This window comes from Desulfosarcina sp. BuS5, assembly GCF_028752835.1.
Lineage (GTDB): Bacteria > Desulfobacterota > Desulfobacteria > Desulfobacterales > BuS5 > BuS5.
The window spans coordinates 2,362,584-2,379,259 of record NZ_CP087952.1 but is presented as its reverse complement, the minus strand read 5'-3'; the positions used below and the strand labels follow the sequence as shown (position 1 = coordinate 2,379,259).

Annotated in this window: 30 protein-coding genes and 2 pseudogenes; all 32 read right to left on the bottom strand. The window is 40.6% G+C overall.

Features of this window, described 5'->3' with window-relative positions:
• Positions 1-385: 385 nt before the first annotated feature.
• The 32 genes and pseudogenes from BuS5_RS11735 to BuS5_RS20475 all read right to left on the bottom strand — a co-directional run bounded on the left by BuS5_RS11735 (position 386) and on the right by BuS5_RS20475 (position 16,315).
• A complete protein-coding gene (locus BuS5_RS11735; RefSeq protein WP_232223094.1) occupies positions 386-655 on the bottom strand; it encodes a hypothetical protein in 270 nt (89 codons plus the stop codon).
• Between the two features lie 183 nt (positions 656-838).
• Positions 839-1,276, bottom strand: a complete 438-nt coding sequence (locus BuS5_RS11730; RefSeq protein WP_035265927.1) for a BRO family protein — start codon at positions 1,274-1,276, stop codon at positions 839-841.
• A 12-nt stretch (positions 1,277-1,288) separates the two neighbouring features.
• The gene (locus tag BuS5_RS11725) at positions 1,289-1,465 is read right to left on the bottom strand and encodes a hypothetical protein (RefSeq protein ID WP_274428170.1); all 177 of its coding nucleotides are present in this window, start codon (positions 1,463-1,465) and stop codon (positions 1,289-1,291) included.
• 19 nt (positions 1,466-1,484) lie between these two features.
• Entirely contained in the window at positions 1,485-2,366 is an 882-nt protein-coding gene (gene neuB / locus BuS5_RS11720; protein ID WP_274427678.1) for an N-acetylneuraminate synthase, read from the bottom strand.
• Between the two features lie 25 nt (positions 2,367-2,391).
• Positions 2,392-2,592: a hypothetical protein gene (locus BuS5_RS11715; protein WP_027354559.1), complete on the bottom strand. Its 201-nt coding sequence runs from the start codon at positions 2,590-2,592 to the stop codon at positions 2,392-2,394.
• Between the two features lie 25 nt (positions 2,593-2,617).
• Positions 2,618-3,235, bottom strand: a pseudogene (locus tag BuS5_RS11710) (IS4 family transposase); the annotation flags it as partial.
• Between the two features lie 99 nt (positions 3,236-3,334).
• Positions 3,335-3,679 (bottom strand): GxxExxY protein, encoded by a 345-nt coding sequence (locus BuS5_RS11705; protein WP_027354560.1) that lies wholly within the window; start codon positions 3,677-3,679, stop codon positions 3,335-3,337.
• A 192-nt stretch (positions 3,680-3,871) separates the two neighbouring features.
• Positions 3,872-4,321: a putative toxin-antitoxin system toxin component, PIN family gene (locus BuS5_RS11700; RefSeq protein ID WP_051375018.1), complete on the bottom strand. Its 450-nt coding sequence runs from the start codon at positions 4,319-4,321 to the stop codon at positions 3,872-3,874.
• A 3-nt stretch (positions 4,322-4,324) separates the two neighbouring features.
• Positions 4,325-4,612 (bottom strand): type II toxin-antitoxin system prevent-host-death family antitoxin, encoded by a 288-nt coding sequence (locus tag BuS5_RS11695; RefSeq protein ID WP_035265928.1) that lies wholly within the window; start codon positions 4,610-4,612, stop codon positions 4,325-4,327.
• A 233-nt stretch (positions 4,613-4,845) separates the two neighbouring features.
• Positions 4,846-5,007 (bottom strand): Fic family protein, encoded by a 162-nt coding sequence (locus BuS5_RS20495; protein WP_443112698.1) that lies wholly within the window; start codon positions 5,005-5,007, stop codon positions 4,846-4,848.
• 4 nt (positions 5,008-5,011) lie between these two features.
• Entirely contained in the window at positions 5,012-5,467 is a 456-nt protein-coding gene (locus BuS5_RS11690) for a hypothetical protein (protein WP_027354561.1), read from the bottom strand.
• On the bottom strand, positions 5,467-5,670 hold the full coding sequence (locus tag BuS5_RS11685) for a hypothetical protein (RefSeq protein ID WP_027354562.1): 204 nt from the start codon (positions 5,668-5,670) through the stop codon (positions 5,467-5,469). Before BuS5_RS11685 ends, BuS5_RS11690 begins: the two co-directional genes overlap by 1 nt.
• Before the next feature lie 24 nt (positions 5,671-5,694).
• Positions 5,695-5,778 (bottom strand): annotated as a pseudogene (locus BuS5_RS20490) (hypothetical protein); the annotation flags it as partial.
• Between the two features lie 117 nt (positions 5,779-5,895).
• Positions 5,896-7,074, bottom strand: a complete 1,179-nt coding sequence (locus tag BuS5_RS11680) for a LegC family aminotransferase (RefSeq protein ID WP_198012290.1) — start codon at positions 7,072-7,074, stop codon at positions 5,896-5,898.
• Positions 7,075-7,224: 150 nt separating this feature from the next.
• Positions 7,225-8,244, bottom strand: a complete 1,020-nt coding sequence (locus BuS5_RS11675; protein ID WP_035265929.1) for an NAD-dependent 4,6-dehydratase LegB — start codon at positions 8,242-8,244, stop codon at positions 7,225-7,227.
• Between the two features lie 89 nt (positions 8,245-8,333).
• Positions 8,334-8,672 carry a helix-turn-helix domain-containing protein gene (locus BuS5_RS11670; protein WP_027354565.1) on the bottom strand — a complete coding sequence of 113 codons (339 nt, stop codon included), beginning with the start codon at positions 8,670-8,672 and terminating at the stop codon, positions 8,334-8,336.
• A gap of 46 nt (positions 8,673-8,718) precedes the next feature.
• A complete protein-coding gene (locus BuS5_RS11665) occupies positions 8,719-9,036 on the bottom strand; it encodes a hypothetical protein (protein ID WP_232223096.1) in 318 nt (105 codons plus the stop codon).
• A 13-nt stretch (positions 9,037-9,049) separates the two neighbouring features.
• Positions 9,050-9,373: a transposase gene (locus BuS5_RS20485; protein WP_232223097.1), complete on the bottom strand. Its 324-nt coding sequence runs from the start codon at positions 9,371-9,373 to the stop codon at positions 9,050-9,052.
• 318 nt (positions 9,374-9,691) lie between these two features.
• A complete protein-coding gene (locus BuS5_RS20480; RefSeq protein WP_443112711.1) occupies positions 9,692-9,850 on the bottom strand; it encodes a type II toxin-antitoxin system HicA family toxin in 159 nt (52 codons plus the stop codon).
• An 11-nt stretch (positions 9,851-9,861) separates the two neighbouring features.
• Entirely contained in the window at positions 9,862-10,053 is a 192-nt protein-coding gene (locus BuS5_RS11655) for a hypothetical protein (RefSeq protein WP_035265930.1), read from the bottom strand.
• Between the two features lie 70 nt (positions 10,054-10,123).
• Positions 10,124-10,399, bottom strand: coding sequence for a hypothetical protein (locus BuS5_RS11650; protein ID WP_027354566.1), 276 nt, complete (start codon positions 10,397-10,399; stop codon positions 10,124-10,126).
• Positions 10,400-10,401: 2 nt separating this feature from the next.
• On the bottom strand, positions 10,402-10,665 hold the full coding sequence (locus BuS5_RS11645) for a hypothetical protein (RefSeq protein WP_274427677.1): 264 nt from the start codon (positions 10,663-10,665) through the stop codon (positions 10,402-10,404).
• 253 nt (positions 10,666-10,918) lie between these two features.
• Positions 10,919-11,395, bottom strand: coding sequence for a type II toxin-antitoxin system VapC family toxin (locus BuS5_RS11640; RefSeq protein WP_027354567.1), 477 nt, complete (start codon positions 11,393-11,395; stop codon positions 10,919-10,921).
• On the bottom strand, positions 11,392-11,631 hold the full coding sequence (locus tag BuS5_RS11635; RefSeq protein ID WP_027354568.1) for a hypothetical protein: 240 nt from the start codon (positions 11,629-11,631) through the stop codon (positions 11,392-11,394). The genes BuS5_RS11640 and BuS5_RS11635 overlap by 4 nt, the downstream gene beginning before the upstream one ends.
• Positions 11,632-12,221: 590 nt before the next feature.
• On the bottom strand, positions 12,222-12,731 hold the full coding sequence (locus BuS5_RS11630) for a DUF3368 domain-containing protein (RefSeq protein WP_027354569.1): 510 nt from the start codon (positions 12,729-12,731) through the stop codon (positions 12,222-12,224).
• A complete protein-coding gene (locus BuS5_RS11625) occupies positions 12,724-13,026 on the bottom strand; it encodes a UPF0175 family protein (protein WP_027354570.1) in 303 nt (100 codons plus the stop codon). Before BuS5_RS11625 ends, BuS5_RS11630 begins: the two co-directional genes overlap by 8 nt.
• A gap of 89 nt (positions 13,027-13,115) precedes the next feature.
• Entirely contained in the window at positions 13,116-13,385 is a 270-nt protein-coding gene (locus BuS5_RS11620) for a polysaccharide biosynthesis protein (protein WP_027354571.1), read from the bottom strand.
• 154 nt (positions 13,386-13,539) lie between these two features.
• Positions 13,540-13,956, bottom strand: coding sequence for a PIN domain-containing protein (locus BuS5_RS11615; protein ID WP_027354572.1), 417 nt, complete (start codon positions 13,954-13,956; stop codon positions 13,540-13,542).
• A complete protein-coding gene (locus BuS5_RS11610; RefSeq protein ID WP_027354573.1) occupies positions 13,946-14,176 on the bottom strand; it encodes a hypothetical protein in 231 nt (76 codons plus the stop codon). Before BuS5_RS11610 ends, BuS5_RS11615 begins: the two co-directional genes overlap by 11 nt.
• A 71-nt stretch (positions 14,177-14,247) precedes the next feature.
• Entirely contained in the window at positions 14,248-15,345 is a 1,098-nt protein-coding gene (locus tag BuS5_RS11605) for a transposase (protein WP_051375024.1), read from the bottom strand.
• Positions 15,346-15,545: 200 nt separating this feature from the next.
• Complete coding sequence (locus BuS5_RS11600) at positions 15,546-15,926, bottom strand: hypothetical protein (protein WP_027354576.1); 381 nt, start codon at positions 15,924-15,926, stop codon at positions 15,546-15,548.
• Positions 15,927-16,000: 74 nt separating this feature from the next.
• Complete coding sequence (locus BuS5_RS20475) at positions 16,001-16,315, bottom strand: toxin-antitoxin system TumE family protein (protein WP_443112710.1); 315 nt, start codon at positions 16,313-16,315, stop codon at positions 16,001-16,003.
• Positions 16,316-16,676 lie beyond the last annotated feature (361 nt).

Here is a 16,676-nt window from a genome sequence, read left to right as displayed (position 1 = left end):
ATTCCCGGCTGGCCGACCGGTTCTCGCATGTTTTTGCAATCAACTCCGCATTTTTGCTGTAATACTTTCCGACAAAAATCGAGCCCAATCCTTATCTACCAATTGAATTAAAAATTGTGTTTTCGCAAGCTTATCTTTGCCAGCATTAGTATGAGCTAAAGCACGGCTCCATGTCCAATGCATTAGGCATTAGGCAGTAGGACCATATTTCTACTCCACGGGCATCGCACCATTCATTCATCAAATCGATATAGGCAATATATTCCTGATCAGAAAAAAAGGTTTGTAACCGTCTGTTTCCTCTTTGAGTGATATGATGTGGCATCCCCTGTGCCACTCTTACTATTTTTGCCATAGCCTTTCAGAGGATAATTGCAATTTATAGTCAACAATAAATAGGTATGGTGTCCCCCGAATTTCCGCCATTCTCAATATTTTTATGATTAGGTTTGTCTAAAAGGTTGTTTGCATTTTTAGTCGTTACAATTGGTTTTTCTGTTTGTTTTTCAATCTCCAATCTTGCTTTTTTAGCAGCATTACCACCTTTACGAGCAATATCCTTATTTTCTTCTAATCCTTTTGGTATCTTTTCTTTCGATATTTCTGCTGTAGAAGCTTCTGCAAGCATATTTAAAACCAGTTCAAGGTTGCTCATATTATCTCGCAGGTTTTCCTTTTTAAAGCCCTTTGTATTTCTTGTATTCTTTTACATTTTTGCCGGCCCAGGCTTGAGTGAGTTCATTGGTTAAAATGGCGTATTCCAAGCCTTGTTTCATTCCTCTTTCTTGCCATTCGTCTGTTAGTTCTTTTCTAACTTCAATACTTTTCAGGCGCTGGTTTATCCACTCCCTGTGGAGTATCCTTTTGCAAGATAGGTTTCCATAGCACGTTCAAAAGATAGTTCGGGATCCTCTATTTCGTCTATCCGCTGTGCCCCTACTTTTGCCAACCAGATTTTAAAAGGTTCTGCTTTGTGCGATGGAACAGATTGGATAAGACGTAATAGCTGTTGAGTATCTGCTACATCAGTCATTCGCATTTTGCCATCTTTGGCAATCATTTTCAAACGGTTACAATTTGTAACCGTTTCGTTTCCTTCTTTCACAAGTCTATGTTTTAATACTTTCCAGTAATTTCTTGCTCCTTGATAATCTTTTTGCTCCGTTAAAATTGCAATAACATCCACAATAGAAAAAAACCATTTTTCTTGCTTTTCATCCCAATGTGTTCTTACGCTTTGCTCTTGAAACAATTGGATTTTATTTTCTTTGCTCATATCAATTCTTTTTTAAAATGTGGGTTTGTGAGGCCAGGCTTTCGGATTAACCGTAGAATGCTTCAGCCTATTGAACCGGTGGAAATTTTTCACCAGTTCATCCTTTTTATAGTCTTTTTGAGCGACCTGTCCGATCACCTCATCCCACCGCATTGGGCTAATCCCTGTGCCGGGACGTTTTACTGTCAGGTTTTCTTCAGTGAATGGTTCACCTTTGCGGATATTTCTTGCCGCTACAATGCTTTTGCGGGCAATAGGCTTGTTTTTTCAGTTCTGAAGAGCTGGGCTTTTTAATGCCAGCGCCAAGGGCTTTTTCGATATTGCGGATGGCGCAAACCATGGCTTTAAGTTCATCCGGTTCAAGAGATGCCTTATGGTCAGGGCCGCTCATGTTTTTATCAAGAGTGAAATGCTTTTCGATAATTGTTGCTCCCATGGCCACGGCGGCAATGGGGATTTCTATTCCGAGGGTATGATCGGAATAACCAATCTTTATGCCGGGAAACGCAGCGCCAATCATTTGCATGGCCTTAAGGTTCACATCCTCAATTGGTGTCGGGTATTCCGTATTGCAGTGTAAAATGGTTATATTTTCAGCCGATGTTCCGGCCTTCATCAGAATCAGCAGAGCATCCTCAATTTCTCCAAGATCAGACATTCCTGTAGACATGATTACTTTTTTTTTCAATTTTCCGATTTTTCGAAGATAGGGGAGGTTGGTAATCTCACCGGATGGTATTTTAAAAATATCAAAGCCAAGCTCATTTAGCAGGTCTATGCTTTCAAGGTCAAACGGAGTGGATAAAAAACGGATATTCTTCTTGGCGCAGTAATCGATAAGCATGTGGTGGGCCGCCGCATCAAGCTCCAGTTTTTTTATCATCTCAAGCTGGGATTCATCTGCATTAGTGGCCTTTTTCTGATATTCCGCCTTTGGAGCGAATCTGCTTACAACCTTTTCCGCCTTGAAGGTTTGAAACTTTACGGCATCTGCGCCTGCGTCAACAGCCACATCAATCATCTGCCTGGCCAGCTCAAGATCGCCATTATGATTAATCCCGGCTTCTGCTATGATATATGTTTTTTCCAAAAAAATCTTCTGTATTGAAAATTGTTTATTTTATAACCGTGTATGCAGGAAGATTTTTATATATCCTGTTTTGCATACCGATAAAAGATTTTTTACCAATTGTAATATTTTCGCGGCAAACCGAGCCGCTGCCGAAAAAAGTTCCGGATTCGATTTTGGAACCTCCGTTTATGAGGGTTCCGGTCGATATATGGCAATGATTCTCTATTACAGCATCATGTTCCACAAGCGCCCTGGTATTTATTATACACTCAACTTTCGGAGGAGCAAATTAATCTCTGTCCCCCCTCCAATTGGGGCATTGGGCTATTATTAAGGCCGAAATATGCAATAGCTTCCCCCATTATCAGGTCGAGAATGGAGTTTATGATCCTCTCAGATAAATTATGAGCATTGCGTAGTGCAGCCATGGCCAGTTGCATTATCCTCTTCAGGGTATCAATGAAAGTTATGCTGGACAATTCTTCATTGCAAGCTCTGAATAAATCTCCAAAAGACCGTTGGTCAACGCTTTCTCTTTGGAACAGGCTCAATATATTGTATCTGGCCATTACCAGAGAAGTGTGTCCGATTAAACCATCATAGTTCCGGATTTGGATTTCTTTGACCAGTTTCAGATGTTGCTTGCACATTTTGAAAAACACTTTGATGTCCCAGCGTTTGCCGTATAGCCTTATTATTTCTTCATCAGCTATGGAAATATCTGTTGATAAAAGAGCGAGCCAACCCCGTTTTTTGTCACAAGGGACAAAAATGATTCTTGCTTTTTTCCCGTCAGGCAATATGACAAGGACACTGGCTTTGATTTTGGCCTTTCCTCTTTTTTTCTTTAGCTTGCCATAGAGGTCTTTCAACCGGAGTTTCTTCCCCTCTTTGATTTGGTTGTTTTGGGTTAAATAATACATATCATAGATAACGAATCTTGTCAATATTTTTAGTTATTTCAACTATTTAAACTGTATTTATTTTTAAAAAATAACTCCGAAAGTTGAGTTAATCAAAAGTCCTACTTTAATGCCCGTCGCTTTCAAATAGTTGATTAGCTGTGCTTTCTCAATTCCAGACAAACTTGAAATGGCCTTGATCTCTACGATTATTTCATCATAGCACACAAAGTCAGGTTGATATGTTTTGTTCAGAGGTTGCCCTTTGTAGAAAATTTGTATAGTCGGCTGCGATTTAAATGGAATCTCCTGAACCTTGAATTCCCTTCCCAACGCCTCTTGATATACAGCTTCAAGGAACCCACACTCCAATTCTTTATGAACCTCCATGGCACAGCCAATTATCTTGTATGCTCTCTGATCCGTCATTTTCCCCTAATAATCTGTTTCATATGCATTAAGTCATTTCTGTGTAATCTGCGCCTGCCCCATGAAATGCCTTTTTTCTTTCTATTTCATCGGGGTAATCTGTGGATCGATTTTACCCTCTTCCCTTCTCATCTTCTCCCATTCTTATCTTCTATCCCTCTTACCTTCCCATCTTCCAGTTTTCTCTCCCCCCTATCTTTCCGGCAAATCCTTTGATTCCCATTCTTTTTCCCAAACGCTCAAAAACGCTTTCACTTTAAGAATCTCAATCCCCTCATAAGTTTCTATATCCAATAAATGGTGGTCACCAGAGACGATATAATCCGCTTCGCCTTCATAAGCGCACGCCAAATATTTGTTATCTGAAGGATCGTCTTTAATTATATCAACTATCCCCTCTCCTTCAACAATCCAGGCAAACATTAAGATATCTTCAAAGTATGCATCAATTTCCTGTGCGGTTTTGCGGTGATATTTTTGAAGCTTGGGATAGAGCAAAATACGTTTTATCTCTTTTATGATAGCTGGCGACAGAATCAATTCTACTTCATTCTGCTTGATTAAATTAAGAATTTTGCAGGGATTTGAATTCGGTTTGATCAGGCCGCTGGCAAAAAGATTGGCATCGACAACGATTTTCAAATTTTATCCTCGACGACATTCGACCTGTTTAGCTGCCTGTGTTGCTTCTGCCAAAATATCATCAAGCTTTCCCAGGTCTTCTCCGACAAAAGAATTACTGATTTTCGACATATTACTAAAGAACCGCTGCCTGGCCTTATCCATTTGCTTGAATTTCTTGATCGGAATAATTGCCACCATAGGCATCCCCTTACGCTCAACAATATACTGATCGTTTTTTAATGACACAGCATTCATTATTGTGCCGAACTTCTGCCGGGCATTAAGTGCCGTAACTACCTTTAATGACATATTTTATCCTCCTTTTAAACTATGCTAATTGATATAGTTTATATTTTATCTAATAACAGAAGTATTGTCAAGAAAACAACAACGGGATATTAATGTTTCACTAACCCCTCTCACTTATCAAGCGACTTCTGAACAATTTCTGTGAGAGGATTCAAGAAAGTTGTTTGATTATTTAAGGACGTCCCCCTGTCTCTTCTCACGCAAAGCTTGCTTCATCTTTTTGATAAAATCATTCAAACGGTTTTTGAAGGACTGATATTTGGCGAATAATATTTTTGTTTCGGACTTCCATGTTTATCCGGAAACTTCATCGCTAATTTTTTTTGGTTAATAAGGGGGTTCAAAACTTCGGTCTTAAAATGTTTTCTGTCTTTTAATCCCAAATAATCAATCATTTCCTTAGCAGTTCTTGCTGTACGGCAAAAAGCTATCATCCGGCTTACAATATCCTGGGGGGCAGCTTGGGGGGTAGGAATAACTATTCTGAAAATATCTGCTAATTAATTGAGGATCCACACCGCCTGAATAATTCCGGGTATATTTAAAAAGGTTCCTGACACCGGAACCTAGTTCATCAGCCCGACCGATCTCTTTGAAAAAACGAGCGATAACCGGATTTTTGGGATAAGGAGTAAAATCCGCAGGGTTGATCATGCCGTGACCATGTGGACGATTGGCATTCTTCGTTCTTATCTGGTGATTCTCAATTATAAATTTTGCAGGAAATCCATTGATATATTCCCGATGAATCAGTATATTGGTAACAACTTCCCTGAAAATCCGGTCTCTTAAACTGATACGACGGTCCTTTTCCAGATAAAAAGGATCAGGCAGGTGCTTTGTGACAAATGCCATCAAACGGTCATAGCTGTCAAGCAGGTCAGTTCGGATGTCATCCCTGTCATCGGATACCGATCCTGATTAATTCTTCTGAGAATAGCATCAGTGCGGTATTGCGGCGCCACGCTTTGAATAACACCATCTTTTACTACAAGAAGAACAGCCGCCAACAGGAAGGGCAGATCCTTATCGGATGCAAAGATTTGATGATCAAGCACTCTGTTCTGTAATTTATCCGGCAGATCGACAATGCCGGCTATCCTGAACCTGCCGTCCTGTTCAATGACATCGATGCAAGCCTTATAATGCCCGCCGCCGCCTAATATAAATGTTCACATAATTAATTTCACTGCGTTATCGGTCATCGAAGTATTACAATACGCCTTCCTTCCTCTGGCCTTGTGAAATTAATTATCTGAAAATCTATAGAATAATATTGTCCTTCATAAATCAGCGCTGCTTGGGATGTTTATAATTCTTTTTTCCATTTTCTCAGCTACAGTTAAATCCATCCCGGGGCAATGCTCATACATGGGAAGGGAAGGCATTAATTTCCAGGCCGGGCGGGTCATGATGCCGGCTGTATTGGTGGTTTTCAGTATTAAATCACGGAGATTGGCATGCTTTTTATCAAGGAGGATAGTATTTAACCAGTAATTACTTCTGGAATCTTCAGGTTCAGCAACAAACCGGACCCCGTCAATTTCATTAAAAGCGGTCATATATCTTTTTGCCAGGGTACGTTTTTTTTCCACAAAATATTCAAGCCGTTCCAATTGGGCGCAGCCGAGCGTAGCATTAATATTAGGCATGCGATAATTATAACCGATCTGATTATGGGAAAAATTCCATTTGTGAGGATTTTTTGCCGTAGTAGTTATATGTTTTGCCTGAATGCCCAGGGTCTCGTCATTTGTCAGTATGGCCCCGCCAGCGCCTGTGGTTATGATCTTGTTCCCGTTAAAACTTAAAGCAGAAAGTTTTCCCCAGTTACCGGTATGCCGCCCCTTATAAAATGAACCAAGAGATTCCGCTGCATCCTCGATAAGCGTGAGTTTAAATTTTTCACAGATAGCATTCAAAAAATCGAGTTCTGCGGGATGGCCGAATACATGTACAGGCAAAACTGCCTTAATTCGTTTTCCTGTTTTCTTATTATAGCATTCTTCCTCTCTGATATCTCCTATATCCTCCAAATATTCTTTAAGCTTTACAGGATCAATCCCTAATCTTTTTTCATCAATATCTGCAAAATGAGGCACGGCCTGCAAATACGAAACCGCATTGGCCGTAGCCACAAATGTAAGAGCAGGCATGATTACTTCATCTCCCTGCCGGACATTTGCCAGTTTAAGCGCAATATGCAAGGCCGAAGTGCCGTTCATTACGGCGACAGCTTTTTTTACGCCTGTATATTCCTCAAGCATTTTTTCAAATTTATCTACGTACTTACCGACGGAGGATACAAATGTTGAATCAATGCAAGCCGTTACATACTCTATTTCTTTACCATTAAACTTCGGCTCATGTAAGGGGATGAACTTACGATCTTTGGGAAGGACATCTTTTAATACTGTTAGAATAGTTTCGGGGAAATTGGATGTTTTGTCCATATATGCCATTTTGTTATTTATACCTTGAAAGGTCACAAATTGCGCTTTTTGCGGCGTTGCGGTGAATATAAAAAACTCAAACTATAACCGCTCATAGTATATCATTAAGTTAGAAGCTGAAAGGCAGGGAGACTATAAGGCTTTCAAGACTGCCTATGTTTATATATTATAAAGGTCAGCTTTGTACTTATCAATATTTTCAGGAGCTGTGAACCACTCCACAGTCTCTTTCAGCCCCGCCCTGAAACCGTCGCGTCCGCTGTATTGAGGTTCCCACCCTGTCAGGAGGATCTTAGCTTTGCTGTTATCCGCCCACAGCCGTTCTACCTCACTCTTTCCAGGCCGAACCCGCTGCTTGTCTGTCTCAACAATAATATTACTTTTCATAATATCCGCGATCAGGTTTACTGTTTCACCAATGGAAATTTCATAATTACTTCCGATATTTACCACCTCACCTAAAACCCTGTCGGATTCGGCCATTGCAATAAAGCCGCGCACAGTATCTCTTACATAATTAAAATCACGCGTCGGTTCAAGCGCTCCAAGTCTTATTCTTTTTTTTCCTTTGGCTATCTGGGTTATAATTGTCGGTATCACTGCGCGGGCTGACTGCCTGGGACCGTAAGTATTAAAAGGGCGTATAATAGATACCGGAGTGCCGAAAGAATTATAAAAGGACATGGCAATTTGATCCGCCCCGATTTTGGAAGCCGAATATGGAGACTGCCCTTGAAGCGGATGACCTTCATCTATGGGGACATATTGAGCAGTGCCGTAAACTTCGCTTGTGGAAGTATGTATCATTTTCTCTACCTCTAGTTCTCTTGCAGCCTGAACAATATTCAATGTCCCTTTGATATTGGTATCCACGTAGGTATCGGGCGAATGATACGAATATGGAATTGCTATCAGCGCAGCCAGGTGGAATATGATATCGCACCCTTTAATGGCCTTTTTAACGCCATAAGGATCACGTATATCACCTGAAAAAATATCCATCTCGCTACGTATTTTTTGAGGAGAATGATCCAGCCATCCCCAGGAATTAAAGGAATTGTATAAAACAAAGGCTCGAACATCCGCGCCCTGTTTCACAAGCTCTTCAGTAAGGTGGGATCCGATAAATCCATCAGCGCCCGTGACAAGTATTTTTTTTCCTGCAATTTTTATTGTCATAGTTTTAATTAAAACTGGGGAATTCAGGGGACACCATACCTATTTCTTCGGTTTTCGTCCCGGTGGTAATAGGGGACGTTGTTTGCTATTTAGTTTATTTGCAATATTACTTTCAAATATTCATCTCTGTCAAAGAAAATTTTTCCTTTCTCGACATTTTGACTGACTGTCGAGGGACTCAACGATAAAGCTTCAGCCACCTCAATACCCCTATATCCCAAATTCCTAATCGCTACATAAGCTATCACCGCACGAGCATGGGCAAGCTTTCTCTTTCGACCAGTGGATTTTAAATCTTCGATGGAGGTTTCTGTCGAATTAGCCACAATGGCTATTATCTCATCCAGGGACATCCCTTTTTTCGTCATACTTTCAAGCTGTTCTCCAGCTTTCCTTAAAACATCACCCACAAAATCACCACTGCCCAAAATTCGCTGGTCTCCCTTTTCGGGGTGCAAAGGGGGTCTGGCCACGCTATCTTATTGAATACTCATCATTTATATCCCAATAGTAGGTGTTATTTGCCCCTATATCTTCGTTTTTGATGTCAAAATGAGCCTTATAGGGTGAGGAAGGGTCTCGCAACTGGCAGCCTTCCTCTGCTTTTAGACACTTTCTTCCTTTTGCCATTGCACCCAACAAAAATCTCATTTCCTCAACAAATCCTTTACTGCCGACCGCAATACTCTTTGTCCATTTGTCATCCCGGTTGTTGCCGCCAGTATCCAGATACTCTCCAACCCAGCCTCTGTGATACTCTTTCAGCAGATCATAGGAATCAATTGATAGCAATTCCCTCAACTTTTCATAATGTTTCAGGATGTTTTCCCTTTTGGGATTCTGAATTTCGTTGTACCCGGGAAAAAGGCCATTGAGATGGGTGAGCTATGACCCCGGTCCTCACCATATTCAAGTCAATGTAAATGAGACAACGGATCAGATGCTTGCCATTTTCAATGGCTGTTGCATGATAGCGATCCTCCCAAAATGCTCCTTTACGTTTCTTCCTTTGGTTGTATTCCTGGCCTGTCCTCCCTGCCACAAGTTGAATTGACTTCGGAATTACATCTCGTTTCCCATCGTCCACTACGAGTAAATGAATATGGTTCGATGTGACCGTGTAATTCAAAATCGTCAAATCATACCGCTTTCTCGCTTCATAGAGCCACTGGAGTCAACGATGACGGTCTTTCGAGAATTTGAGCAAAAACTCTCGTTTATGACACCGATGGGTAAGATGCCAAATTTGACCCGGGATATAATGTCTTTTCGCTTTTGCCATGGGTGGTTACCGGCTATAATCCCCTTTTTGACTATACAAACGACCATATAGGCCGAAAATAGGGCATTGGTTTCATCATATTATCAATTATTATATGTTGTTAGCTTGGCCCGACCCTCTGTCCACCATGTTAAGGATATTCTAAAGAATAAGTGAGTTGCTTCTCTAAGATAGTCTTTTAATTATTCTTTTGGCGAGCCCATCTTCTATTTCGGCATGCCTTGCTATAGGTTGACTTTTCCCTGATTGGGGATTTTTATACCAATCATGATTGCTTCCATGGCGAACAAAGATGCAACCGTTTGATTTAATTATTCGCAGCAATGCTTTCCTTTTCAAATTGCGACTTCCATTAGCTGAAAAGGTTCAGCATCCGGGACTAAGCCTTCATTGATATCATTATAGATTTCTATCAGATTTTCTCTCAATTCATCCAAACTTCTACCTTGGCTTTCATAATCAGGGTATTCTTGGATATGCCCAATAAACCAGTCGTTGTTCTTTTTATAAAAGATGTTGAATTCCATAATTATCTTCTCCAAAAGTCGGAAAATGCCATAGGGGACGGAAAATGCCATAGGGGACGTTGTTTGCTATTTAGTTTATTTGCAATATTACTTTCAAATCTTCATCTCTGTCAAGAAAATTTTTTCCTTTCTCGATATTTTGACTGACTGTCGAGGGACTCAACTTTTTCGTCATACTTTCAAGCTGTTCTCCAGCTTTTTTTAAAACATCACCCACAAAATCACCACTACCCAAAATTCGCTGGTCTCCCTTTTCGCGTTCTTCCTTCCTTCGCCCGAGAAGGCCTGCTTTTTCTCCACCGGCACTTCTGACCAGGCCACCTCCCTGGAATTCAGGGGACACCATACCTATTTCTTCGGTTTTCGTCCCGGTTTTTTAGGTTTTAGCGTCACACCCAACGATTTTTCCAATTTTTCAATAAATGGGATATTCCCGGCTGGCCGACCGGTTCGCGCATGTTTTTGCAATCGACTCCGTATTTTTGCTGTAATACTTTCCGATAAAAATCGAGCCCAATCCTTATCTACCAATTGAATTAAAAATTGTGTTTTCGCAAGCTTATCTTTGCCAGCATTAGTATGAGCTAAAGCACGGCTCCATGTCCAATGCATTAGGCATCAGGCAGTAGGACCATATTTCTACTCCACGGGCATCGCACCATTCATTCATCAAATCGATATAGGCAATATAATCCTGACCAGAAAAAAAGGTTTGTAACCGTCTGTTTCCTCTTTGAGTGATATGATGTGGCATCCCCGGTGCCACTCTTACTATTTTTGCCATAGCCTTTCAGAGGATAATTGCAATTTATAGTCAACAATAAATAGTATGGCGTCCCCCGAATTTAATTGTTGAAATTTGCAATCATTGGTCAATTGGGCTTCGCCTGTCAATTGTTTCCGGGTTAATAGTGGATACGCCTTCTAATTTGCAAATCTTGTTTAAGCGCGAGTCGGCACACACAAAATGCAGACCTTCCTGTTCTTCAACGAGACATGATCCCAATTGTAACGCGTCGAGTGTTCTAATGGAAAGATTGTTTCCATGCTTGTTGATAAGCTTTCTGGCGCTTCTTATTATCCTTGAATTTAAGGGATTAACGAGAAATCTATCTTGGCAATCCTTTTTAAAATTTTTTATTGCCTCATTTTTTGCAGACTCTGTTATATCGCCAGTCCTGACTTTCTTCGATACAGAAGAATCAAATTCTACAAGTGTTAATTCGGAAATAATAAGTATACATTGCTTATCACTGAAAATAGATTCCGCATATTCTGTGCCAATCTCGGCATGGTACAATTTTATAATCGCTGAAGTGTCACAAAAATAAGTAGCTTTCATATCCTGTCTTCCCTGTCCGCAATAACATCCACTGCCCAATTGCCTTTAGAAGTAGAAAGCAACTTTTTTGTTTTCTCATGGCTTATGTCTTCCTCGCCTAATGGAAATCTTGATTCCGGGGCTACAAATTCCTCTCTGATCAATGAAAGTAGTCGAACTATTTTAGGAAGGGCTTCTTCCGGCAATGATCGTATTTCACCTAAGATACGCTTTTCATACTGGGATTTGTTTAGCATGGTCATTTGCTCCGTTGTTATTAGTCAATTGCTTTGCTGTCATTGGTTATTTTTTTGCCAAGCCCCAAGCCCTACAGGGAATTCAGGGGACACCATACCTATTTCTTCGGTTTTCATCCCGGTTTTTTAGGTTTTAGCGTCACACCCAACGATTTTTCCAATTTTTCAATAAATGGGATATTCGGCCGGCTGGCCGACCGGTTCTCTCATGTTTTTGCAATCGACTCCGTATTTTTGCTGTAATACTTTCCGACAAAAATCGAGCCCAATCCTTAGTATGAGCTAAAGCACGGCTCCATGTCCAATGCATTAGAAATCAGGCAGTAGGACCATATTTCTACTCCACGGGTATCGCACCATTCATTCATTCATCAAATCGATATAGGCAATATAATCCTGATCAGAAAAAAAGGTTTGTAACCGTCTTTCCCCTTTTTGAGTGATATGATGTGGCATCCCCGGTACCACTCTTACTATTTTTGCCATAGTCTTTCAGAGGATAATTGCAATTTATAGTCAACAATAAATAGGTATGGTGTCCCCCGAATTTAAAAAAAAGCTTCCGATTCTGTATGGTACCGGGGGTTGTTTTAATTGCCGGATAAGTCCCTGGCCTTGCGAACAGCTTTTAGATAAACTTCTTCTTTGAGATAAAATCCAGACTTAACAATATCCTCAAGGGTAGACAAAAATTGATCAAAGTTAAGTAAGTGATTTTTGACAGCCTTCAAGATCAACCACAGAGTGCCGACAGGTCTGAGGTCTGCCAGTTCAGAAGCAGCTCTGCCCTTGGCGTCATCAATGAGCACTACTTCAATCCCTTTTTCTTTGGCCAGAGAGATAACTTCTGCCTCGCCAGGATGGATTATGATCTCAACAGGATAGATAATCTTGATACCTTGAACTACCATCCACCCTTGTTTGATAGCTCTTTCAACACTATAAGCATCTTTTTCTCCCAGACGCTTGCCTTCAATGACTACTTCCCGGTAGACAGCTTCAGGGATAAATACCTGCTTGACCATACCCTGGAGAAGGCTCAGTTGATTTGCCTTGGCTAAATATATGAGTGGCGTGGCGTTGGAAACGACCCTATCCATTGAGCGCCCTCAAGTCCTTTTCGAATTCTTTCAAGTCATAGGAAGTATGAATGTGAGCGCGTTTTACTTCCCGAATCATTTCCCAGAGCGACAGATTACAGCGCTGAGCTGCCTCCCAGAGGGTTGTTGCGCCGGCCTTATAGTCTTCCAGAGAATCACGTATAGTATGTTCTTTTAAGGCACCGAGAAAAAAGGATCGCAATAAGGCCGAACGGTCAATACCTTTTCGCGCGGCCATTTCATCGATTTTTTTAACATACCCATCGGCTAAACGCGTAGTTACGGTCTTAGCCATAATGTTCACCTCGTCCTTACGTTCTGTATGTAATTGTATTAATTGCATACAGACTACCCGCCATCCCCTGATAAGTCAAATGAAAAAACTCACAAGACGGCACCTGCTTCAAAGCTTGCTGCATGGAACATAAAATCAACTCCGGTCATTGCATCCCGCAGGCTGCTTGAATCACGGACATTGCCGATATAAAATTTCAACTTTGAATCAGCATGTTCCTTGCGCGTGTCATCCTGCTTTTTTTCATCACGGGAAAAAATACGGATTTCTTTTATGCCTGTATCAAGAAATGCCTGTAAAACAGCATTACCAAAGGTACCGGTACCACCCGTTATAAGAAGTGTTTTGTCTCTGAACATTCATGTATCTCCTTAGAGTCGGGAGTCGGAGAGTCGGGATTCTAAGAGTCACAACGACTCATGACTCTTTGACTCGCAGACTCAAAAAAAGCCCCCGATTCTGTTCAACCACCCCATCATCCTTTGTCACCCCAAGCCCATACCCAGCGCCCTTTCAACCCATTTCAAAAGGATTTATAATCTTCAAATTATTTTCTATAACCTGGCTATGTTGCATGTCTTCCGAATAGAGAATTGAACAATTGTTTTCCAAAGCTGATGCTATAATGAGACTGTCCCAATAGGAAAATTTATATCTCTTTTTAATATCCATTGACAACCTTATGTCACTCTTTGTAATTACAGCAAATCTGAAAATCTCCATAAATTCATTTGATTTTTCAAATGTATCACTTAAATCCAATATGCTTTTCTTAATACATACATTTATAAACTCATTGATCACTTGAGAGCTTACTGTTATCCTGTCAACATGCTTCAACAATAGTTCTCTTGATGTCTGACATTTTGACAGATTTTGTGAAACAGAGTAAATTAAGATGTTTGAATCTATAAAAATTTCATCTTTCATGAGCTTCTTCCCTGTCAAATTTATAATCAGCAGGTAACACCCCTTTAGAAACGGAAAATAGTCCTCTCAATCTTTCTTTTTTGCTAACTTTAGTAAAAATATTTTTAGTGCTTTCAAGAGGCAAAATAATAATTTCTATTTCTTTGCCTTTGAATTCTTCGGGTATTTTTATTGTTATCTCGGCTGTATCACTTTTAACAATTCTTTTCATGGCCTGCATATTGATTGCTCCTTTTGCGGAATTCAGGGGACACCATACATAGGGACGGAATAGGGGACGTTGTTTGCTATTTAGTTTATTTGCAATATTACTTTCAAATCTTCATCTCTGTCAAGAAAAATTTTTCCTTTCTCGACATTTTGACTGACTGTCGAGGGACTCAACGATAAAGCTTCAGCCACCTCAATACCCATATATCCCAAATTCCTGATCGCTACATAAGCTATCACCGCACGAGCATGGGCAAGCTTTCTCTTTCGACCAGTGGATTTTAAATCTTCGATGGATGTTTCTGTTGAATTAGCCACAATGGCTATTATCTCATCCAGGGACATCCTTTTTTTCGTCATACTTTCAAGCTGTTCTCCAGCTTTCCTTAAAACATCACCCACAAAATCACCACTACCCAAAATTCGCTGGTCTCCCTTTTCGCGTTCTTCCTTCCTTCGTCCGAGAAGGCCTGCTTTTTCTCCACCGGCACTCCTGACCAGGCCACCTCCCTGGAATTCAGGGCATTTTCCTTGATCTATTCCATTCTTAACAAACTGGCGGTACCTTCTGCGAGCAACCTTAAAGCTTTCGCCGAAATATCGAAGAACGTCCTGAATTGTCCTCTCGGCCAAACTCATTTCGGATTTCGGATTGGGGATTACGGATTTTCTATTTGGTTGATCTGCTTGTTTTGGGATGAGCGGGTTTTTTCTTTTCCCCAACAAAGCGCTATGGCCAGTCCAAAGATACTTGTCTAACTCTTTCAGATCCTTGACCAGCTTTGCTCTGAGCGGGTTGAGATGAATGTAACGAATCAGTTCCTGCAGATAAGGGTCTTCTTCACAGACAACAGATTTATAACGATTCTGGAAAAGATGCCCGCTTCGCCGATGACGAATATTGAATGTTACTGCATATCCGGTCATAAGTCGACGCATCACGGTGCTAAGCGGCGTCGGGCCAGTACGTAAAAGCAGATGAAAGTGGTTCGGGATCAATGCCCATGCGTAACATTGGGTTTGTGTTTCCTCAAGAATCACAGCAAGTCGTTCCAGAAAGGAAGAGCGATCTTTATCATCACAAAAGATTTTGCTGCGTTCAATTCCCCGTGCCATTACATGTTGAAGGACACCGGGGGCATCAAGTCTGGCTTGGCGTGGCATAAAGTTATCTATCAAAAACGTCTGCAGGTAGATCAAATTTTTCTATCAGATCATCAAGTGCATATGACAAAATAAGCGTCTTTTTGCCATGTGATTTAATGGGGTAAGTCTTATGTGTCTCAGAATCATAAAACTTAGGGTGCCTGCCTTTGCCTGTCATATAAACAACGCTGTATCTCTTGAGTACTTTTATTACTTTCCTTAATTCTAACGGCTTAGGCATAGTTTATTTCGGCAGTTGATTGCTGGAGATTATCATTGGGAATAGACATTAATGATTTTTTTATAGACATCTCCAGACTTTTGGAGGACTGTTTGGTTTCCAATTCGTTATACATCCTCCAATATTTGCCATGCGCTGGGTCAAAAATTGTATTAACAGCATCGTGTTCTACCGCGGTTAAAACATATTCCTTTATGGAATCAGCTAATGCTTTTAAAGCATCTTTATCATCTTTACCGTGGGAAGAAACTGTAAAATCCAGACAGCGGGCAACAACCACATCGTTTTCTTCGGTTAATAGTATATGTAGTGCCGGACTTTCCCATAAACTACCAATCTTAAATCTTACCCTCTTTGCTTTCATACCTTTCATGGTTCCATCTCCTTAAATAGTAGAGGGATAATAGGGGACGTTGTTTGCTATTTAGTTTATTTGCAATATTACTTTCAAATATTCATCTCTGTCAAGAAAAATTTTTCCTTCCTGGAATTCAGGGCATTTTCCTTATTTCCAGTATGTTTGTGGTGCGGAGAAGTCGAAATACCTGGCCAATGATTTGCATTGTCCCAATGACAGATTAGATTTCCAGAGGTATCTGTCCAATGATAAGCATACTTTCTCTCTTTATTTTCAAAAACATATTCTTTTATGAAGAGCTTCGAGTCGTTCGTGAACGTTAATTGCGCCTTAAACCGAAGCCTCTCTCCTTCTTGATCATAGAGAGAAACATGAAAAGATTGTAACCGTTCACGGGTATAAATGCCCCCTTCAAATATTGGAATGGCAGGAAATGGTTGGGCCTATGAATAAACGGTATATAGTATCGCTGTCTTCAAGGATGAAAAAATCTTAGGGATATACTACTACGCCTACCGATTCATCTTTGATGAGGATGTTGGATTATAAAGAGACAAAAAAAGAAATTCTTGCATTTGATCACTACTTAGGAAATCTCGTTCTCATTTCATGATCAGTGTAAGAATAAGCGCATCACCTATGATTGTCCTCTGCGAAATATACACGGAATATTCGAAATCAGTGGCCAGTCGATCACGCAGTGGCGGAATGTCAAATCAACTCCAGGTTTTTTAATAGACTGATTCCGAGGGATTCCTATCGTAA

Bases quoted from the DNA above. Each gene is read 5' to 3' on its own strand.
- BuS5_RS20495 (WP_443112698.1), bottom strand. From the start codon at position 5,007: ATGATTGATTATTTGGGATTAAAAGACAGAAAACATTTTAAGACCGAA.
- BuS5_RS11705 (WP_027354560.1), bottom strand. From the start codon at position 3,679: ATGACGGATCAGAGAGCATACAAGATAATTGGCTGTGCCATGGAGGTT.
- BuS5_RS11620 (WP_027354571.1), bottom strand. From the start codon at position 13,385: ATGTTCAGAGACAAAACACTTCTTATAACGGGTGGTACCGGTACCTTT.
- BuS5_RS11645 (WP_274427677.1), bottom strand. From the start codon at position 10,665: ATGCATTGGACATGGAGCCGTGCTTTAGCTCATACTAATGCTGGCAAA.
- BuS5_RS11695 (WP_035265928.1), bottom strand. From the start codon at position 4,612: ATGTCATTAAAGGTAGTTACGGCACTTAATGCCCGGCAGAAGTTCGGC.
- BuS5_RS11675 (WP_035265929.1), bottom strand. From the start codon at position 8,244: ATGACAATAAAAATTGCAGGAAAAAAAATACTTGTCACGGGCGCTGAT.
- BuS5_RS11735 (WP_232223094.1), bottom strand. From the start codon at position 655: ATGAGCAACCTTGAACTGGTTTTAAATATGCTTGCAGAAGCTTCTACA.
- BuS5_RS11650 (WP_027354566.1), bottom strand. From the start codon at position 10,399: ATGGTGTCCCCTGAATTCCAGGGAGGTGGCCTGGTCAGAAGTGCCGGT.
- BuS5_RS11640 (WP_027354567.1), bottom strand. From the start codon at position 11,395: ATGAAAGCTACTTATTTTTGTGACACTTCAGCGATTATAAAATTGTAC.
- BuS5_RS11635 (WP_027354568.1), bottom strand. From the start codon at position 11,631: ATGCTAAACAAATCCCAGTATGAAAAGCGTATCTTAGGTGAAATACGA.
- BuS5_RS11625 (WP_027354570.1), bottom strand. From the start codon at position 13,026: ATGGCTAAGACCGTAACTACGCGTTTAGCCGATGGGTATGTTAAAAAA.
- BuS5_RS11730 (WP_035265927.1), bottom strand. From the start codon at position 1,276: ATGAGCAAAGAAAATAAAATCCAATTGTTTCAAGAGCAAAGCGTAAGA.
- BuS5_RS11600 (WP_027354576.1), bottom strand. From the start codon at position 15,926: ATGAAAGGTATGAAAGCAAAGAGGGTAAGATTTAAGATTGGTAGTTTA.
- BuS5_RS11690 (WP_027354561.1), bottom strand. From the start codon at position 5,467: ATGGCATTTGTCACAAAGCACCTGCCTGATCCTTTTTATCTGGAAAAG.
- BuS5_RS11630 (WP_027354569.1), bottom strand. From the start codon at position 12,731: ATGGATAGGGTCGTTTCCAACGCCACGCCACTCATATATTTAGCCAAG.
- BuS5_RS11680 (WP_198012290.1), bottom strand. From the start codon at position 7,074: ATGGCATATATGGACAAAACATCCAATTTCCCCGAAACTATTCTAACA.
- BuS5_RS11615 (WP_027354572.1), bottom strand. From the start codon at position 13,956: ATGAAAGATGAAATTTTTATAGATTCAAACATCTTAATTTACTCTGTT.
- BuS5_RS11610 (WP_027354573.1), bottom strand. From the start codon at position 14,176: ATGCAGGCCATGAAAAGAATTGTTAAAAGTGATACAGCCGAGATAACA.
- BuS5_RS11655 (WP_035265930.1), bottom strand. From the start codon at position 10,053: ATGGAATTCAACATCTTTTATAAAAAGAACAACGACTGGTTTATTGGG.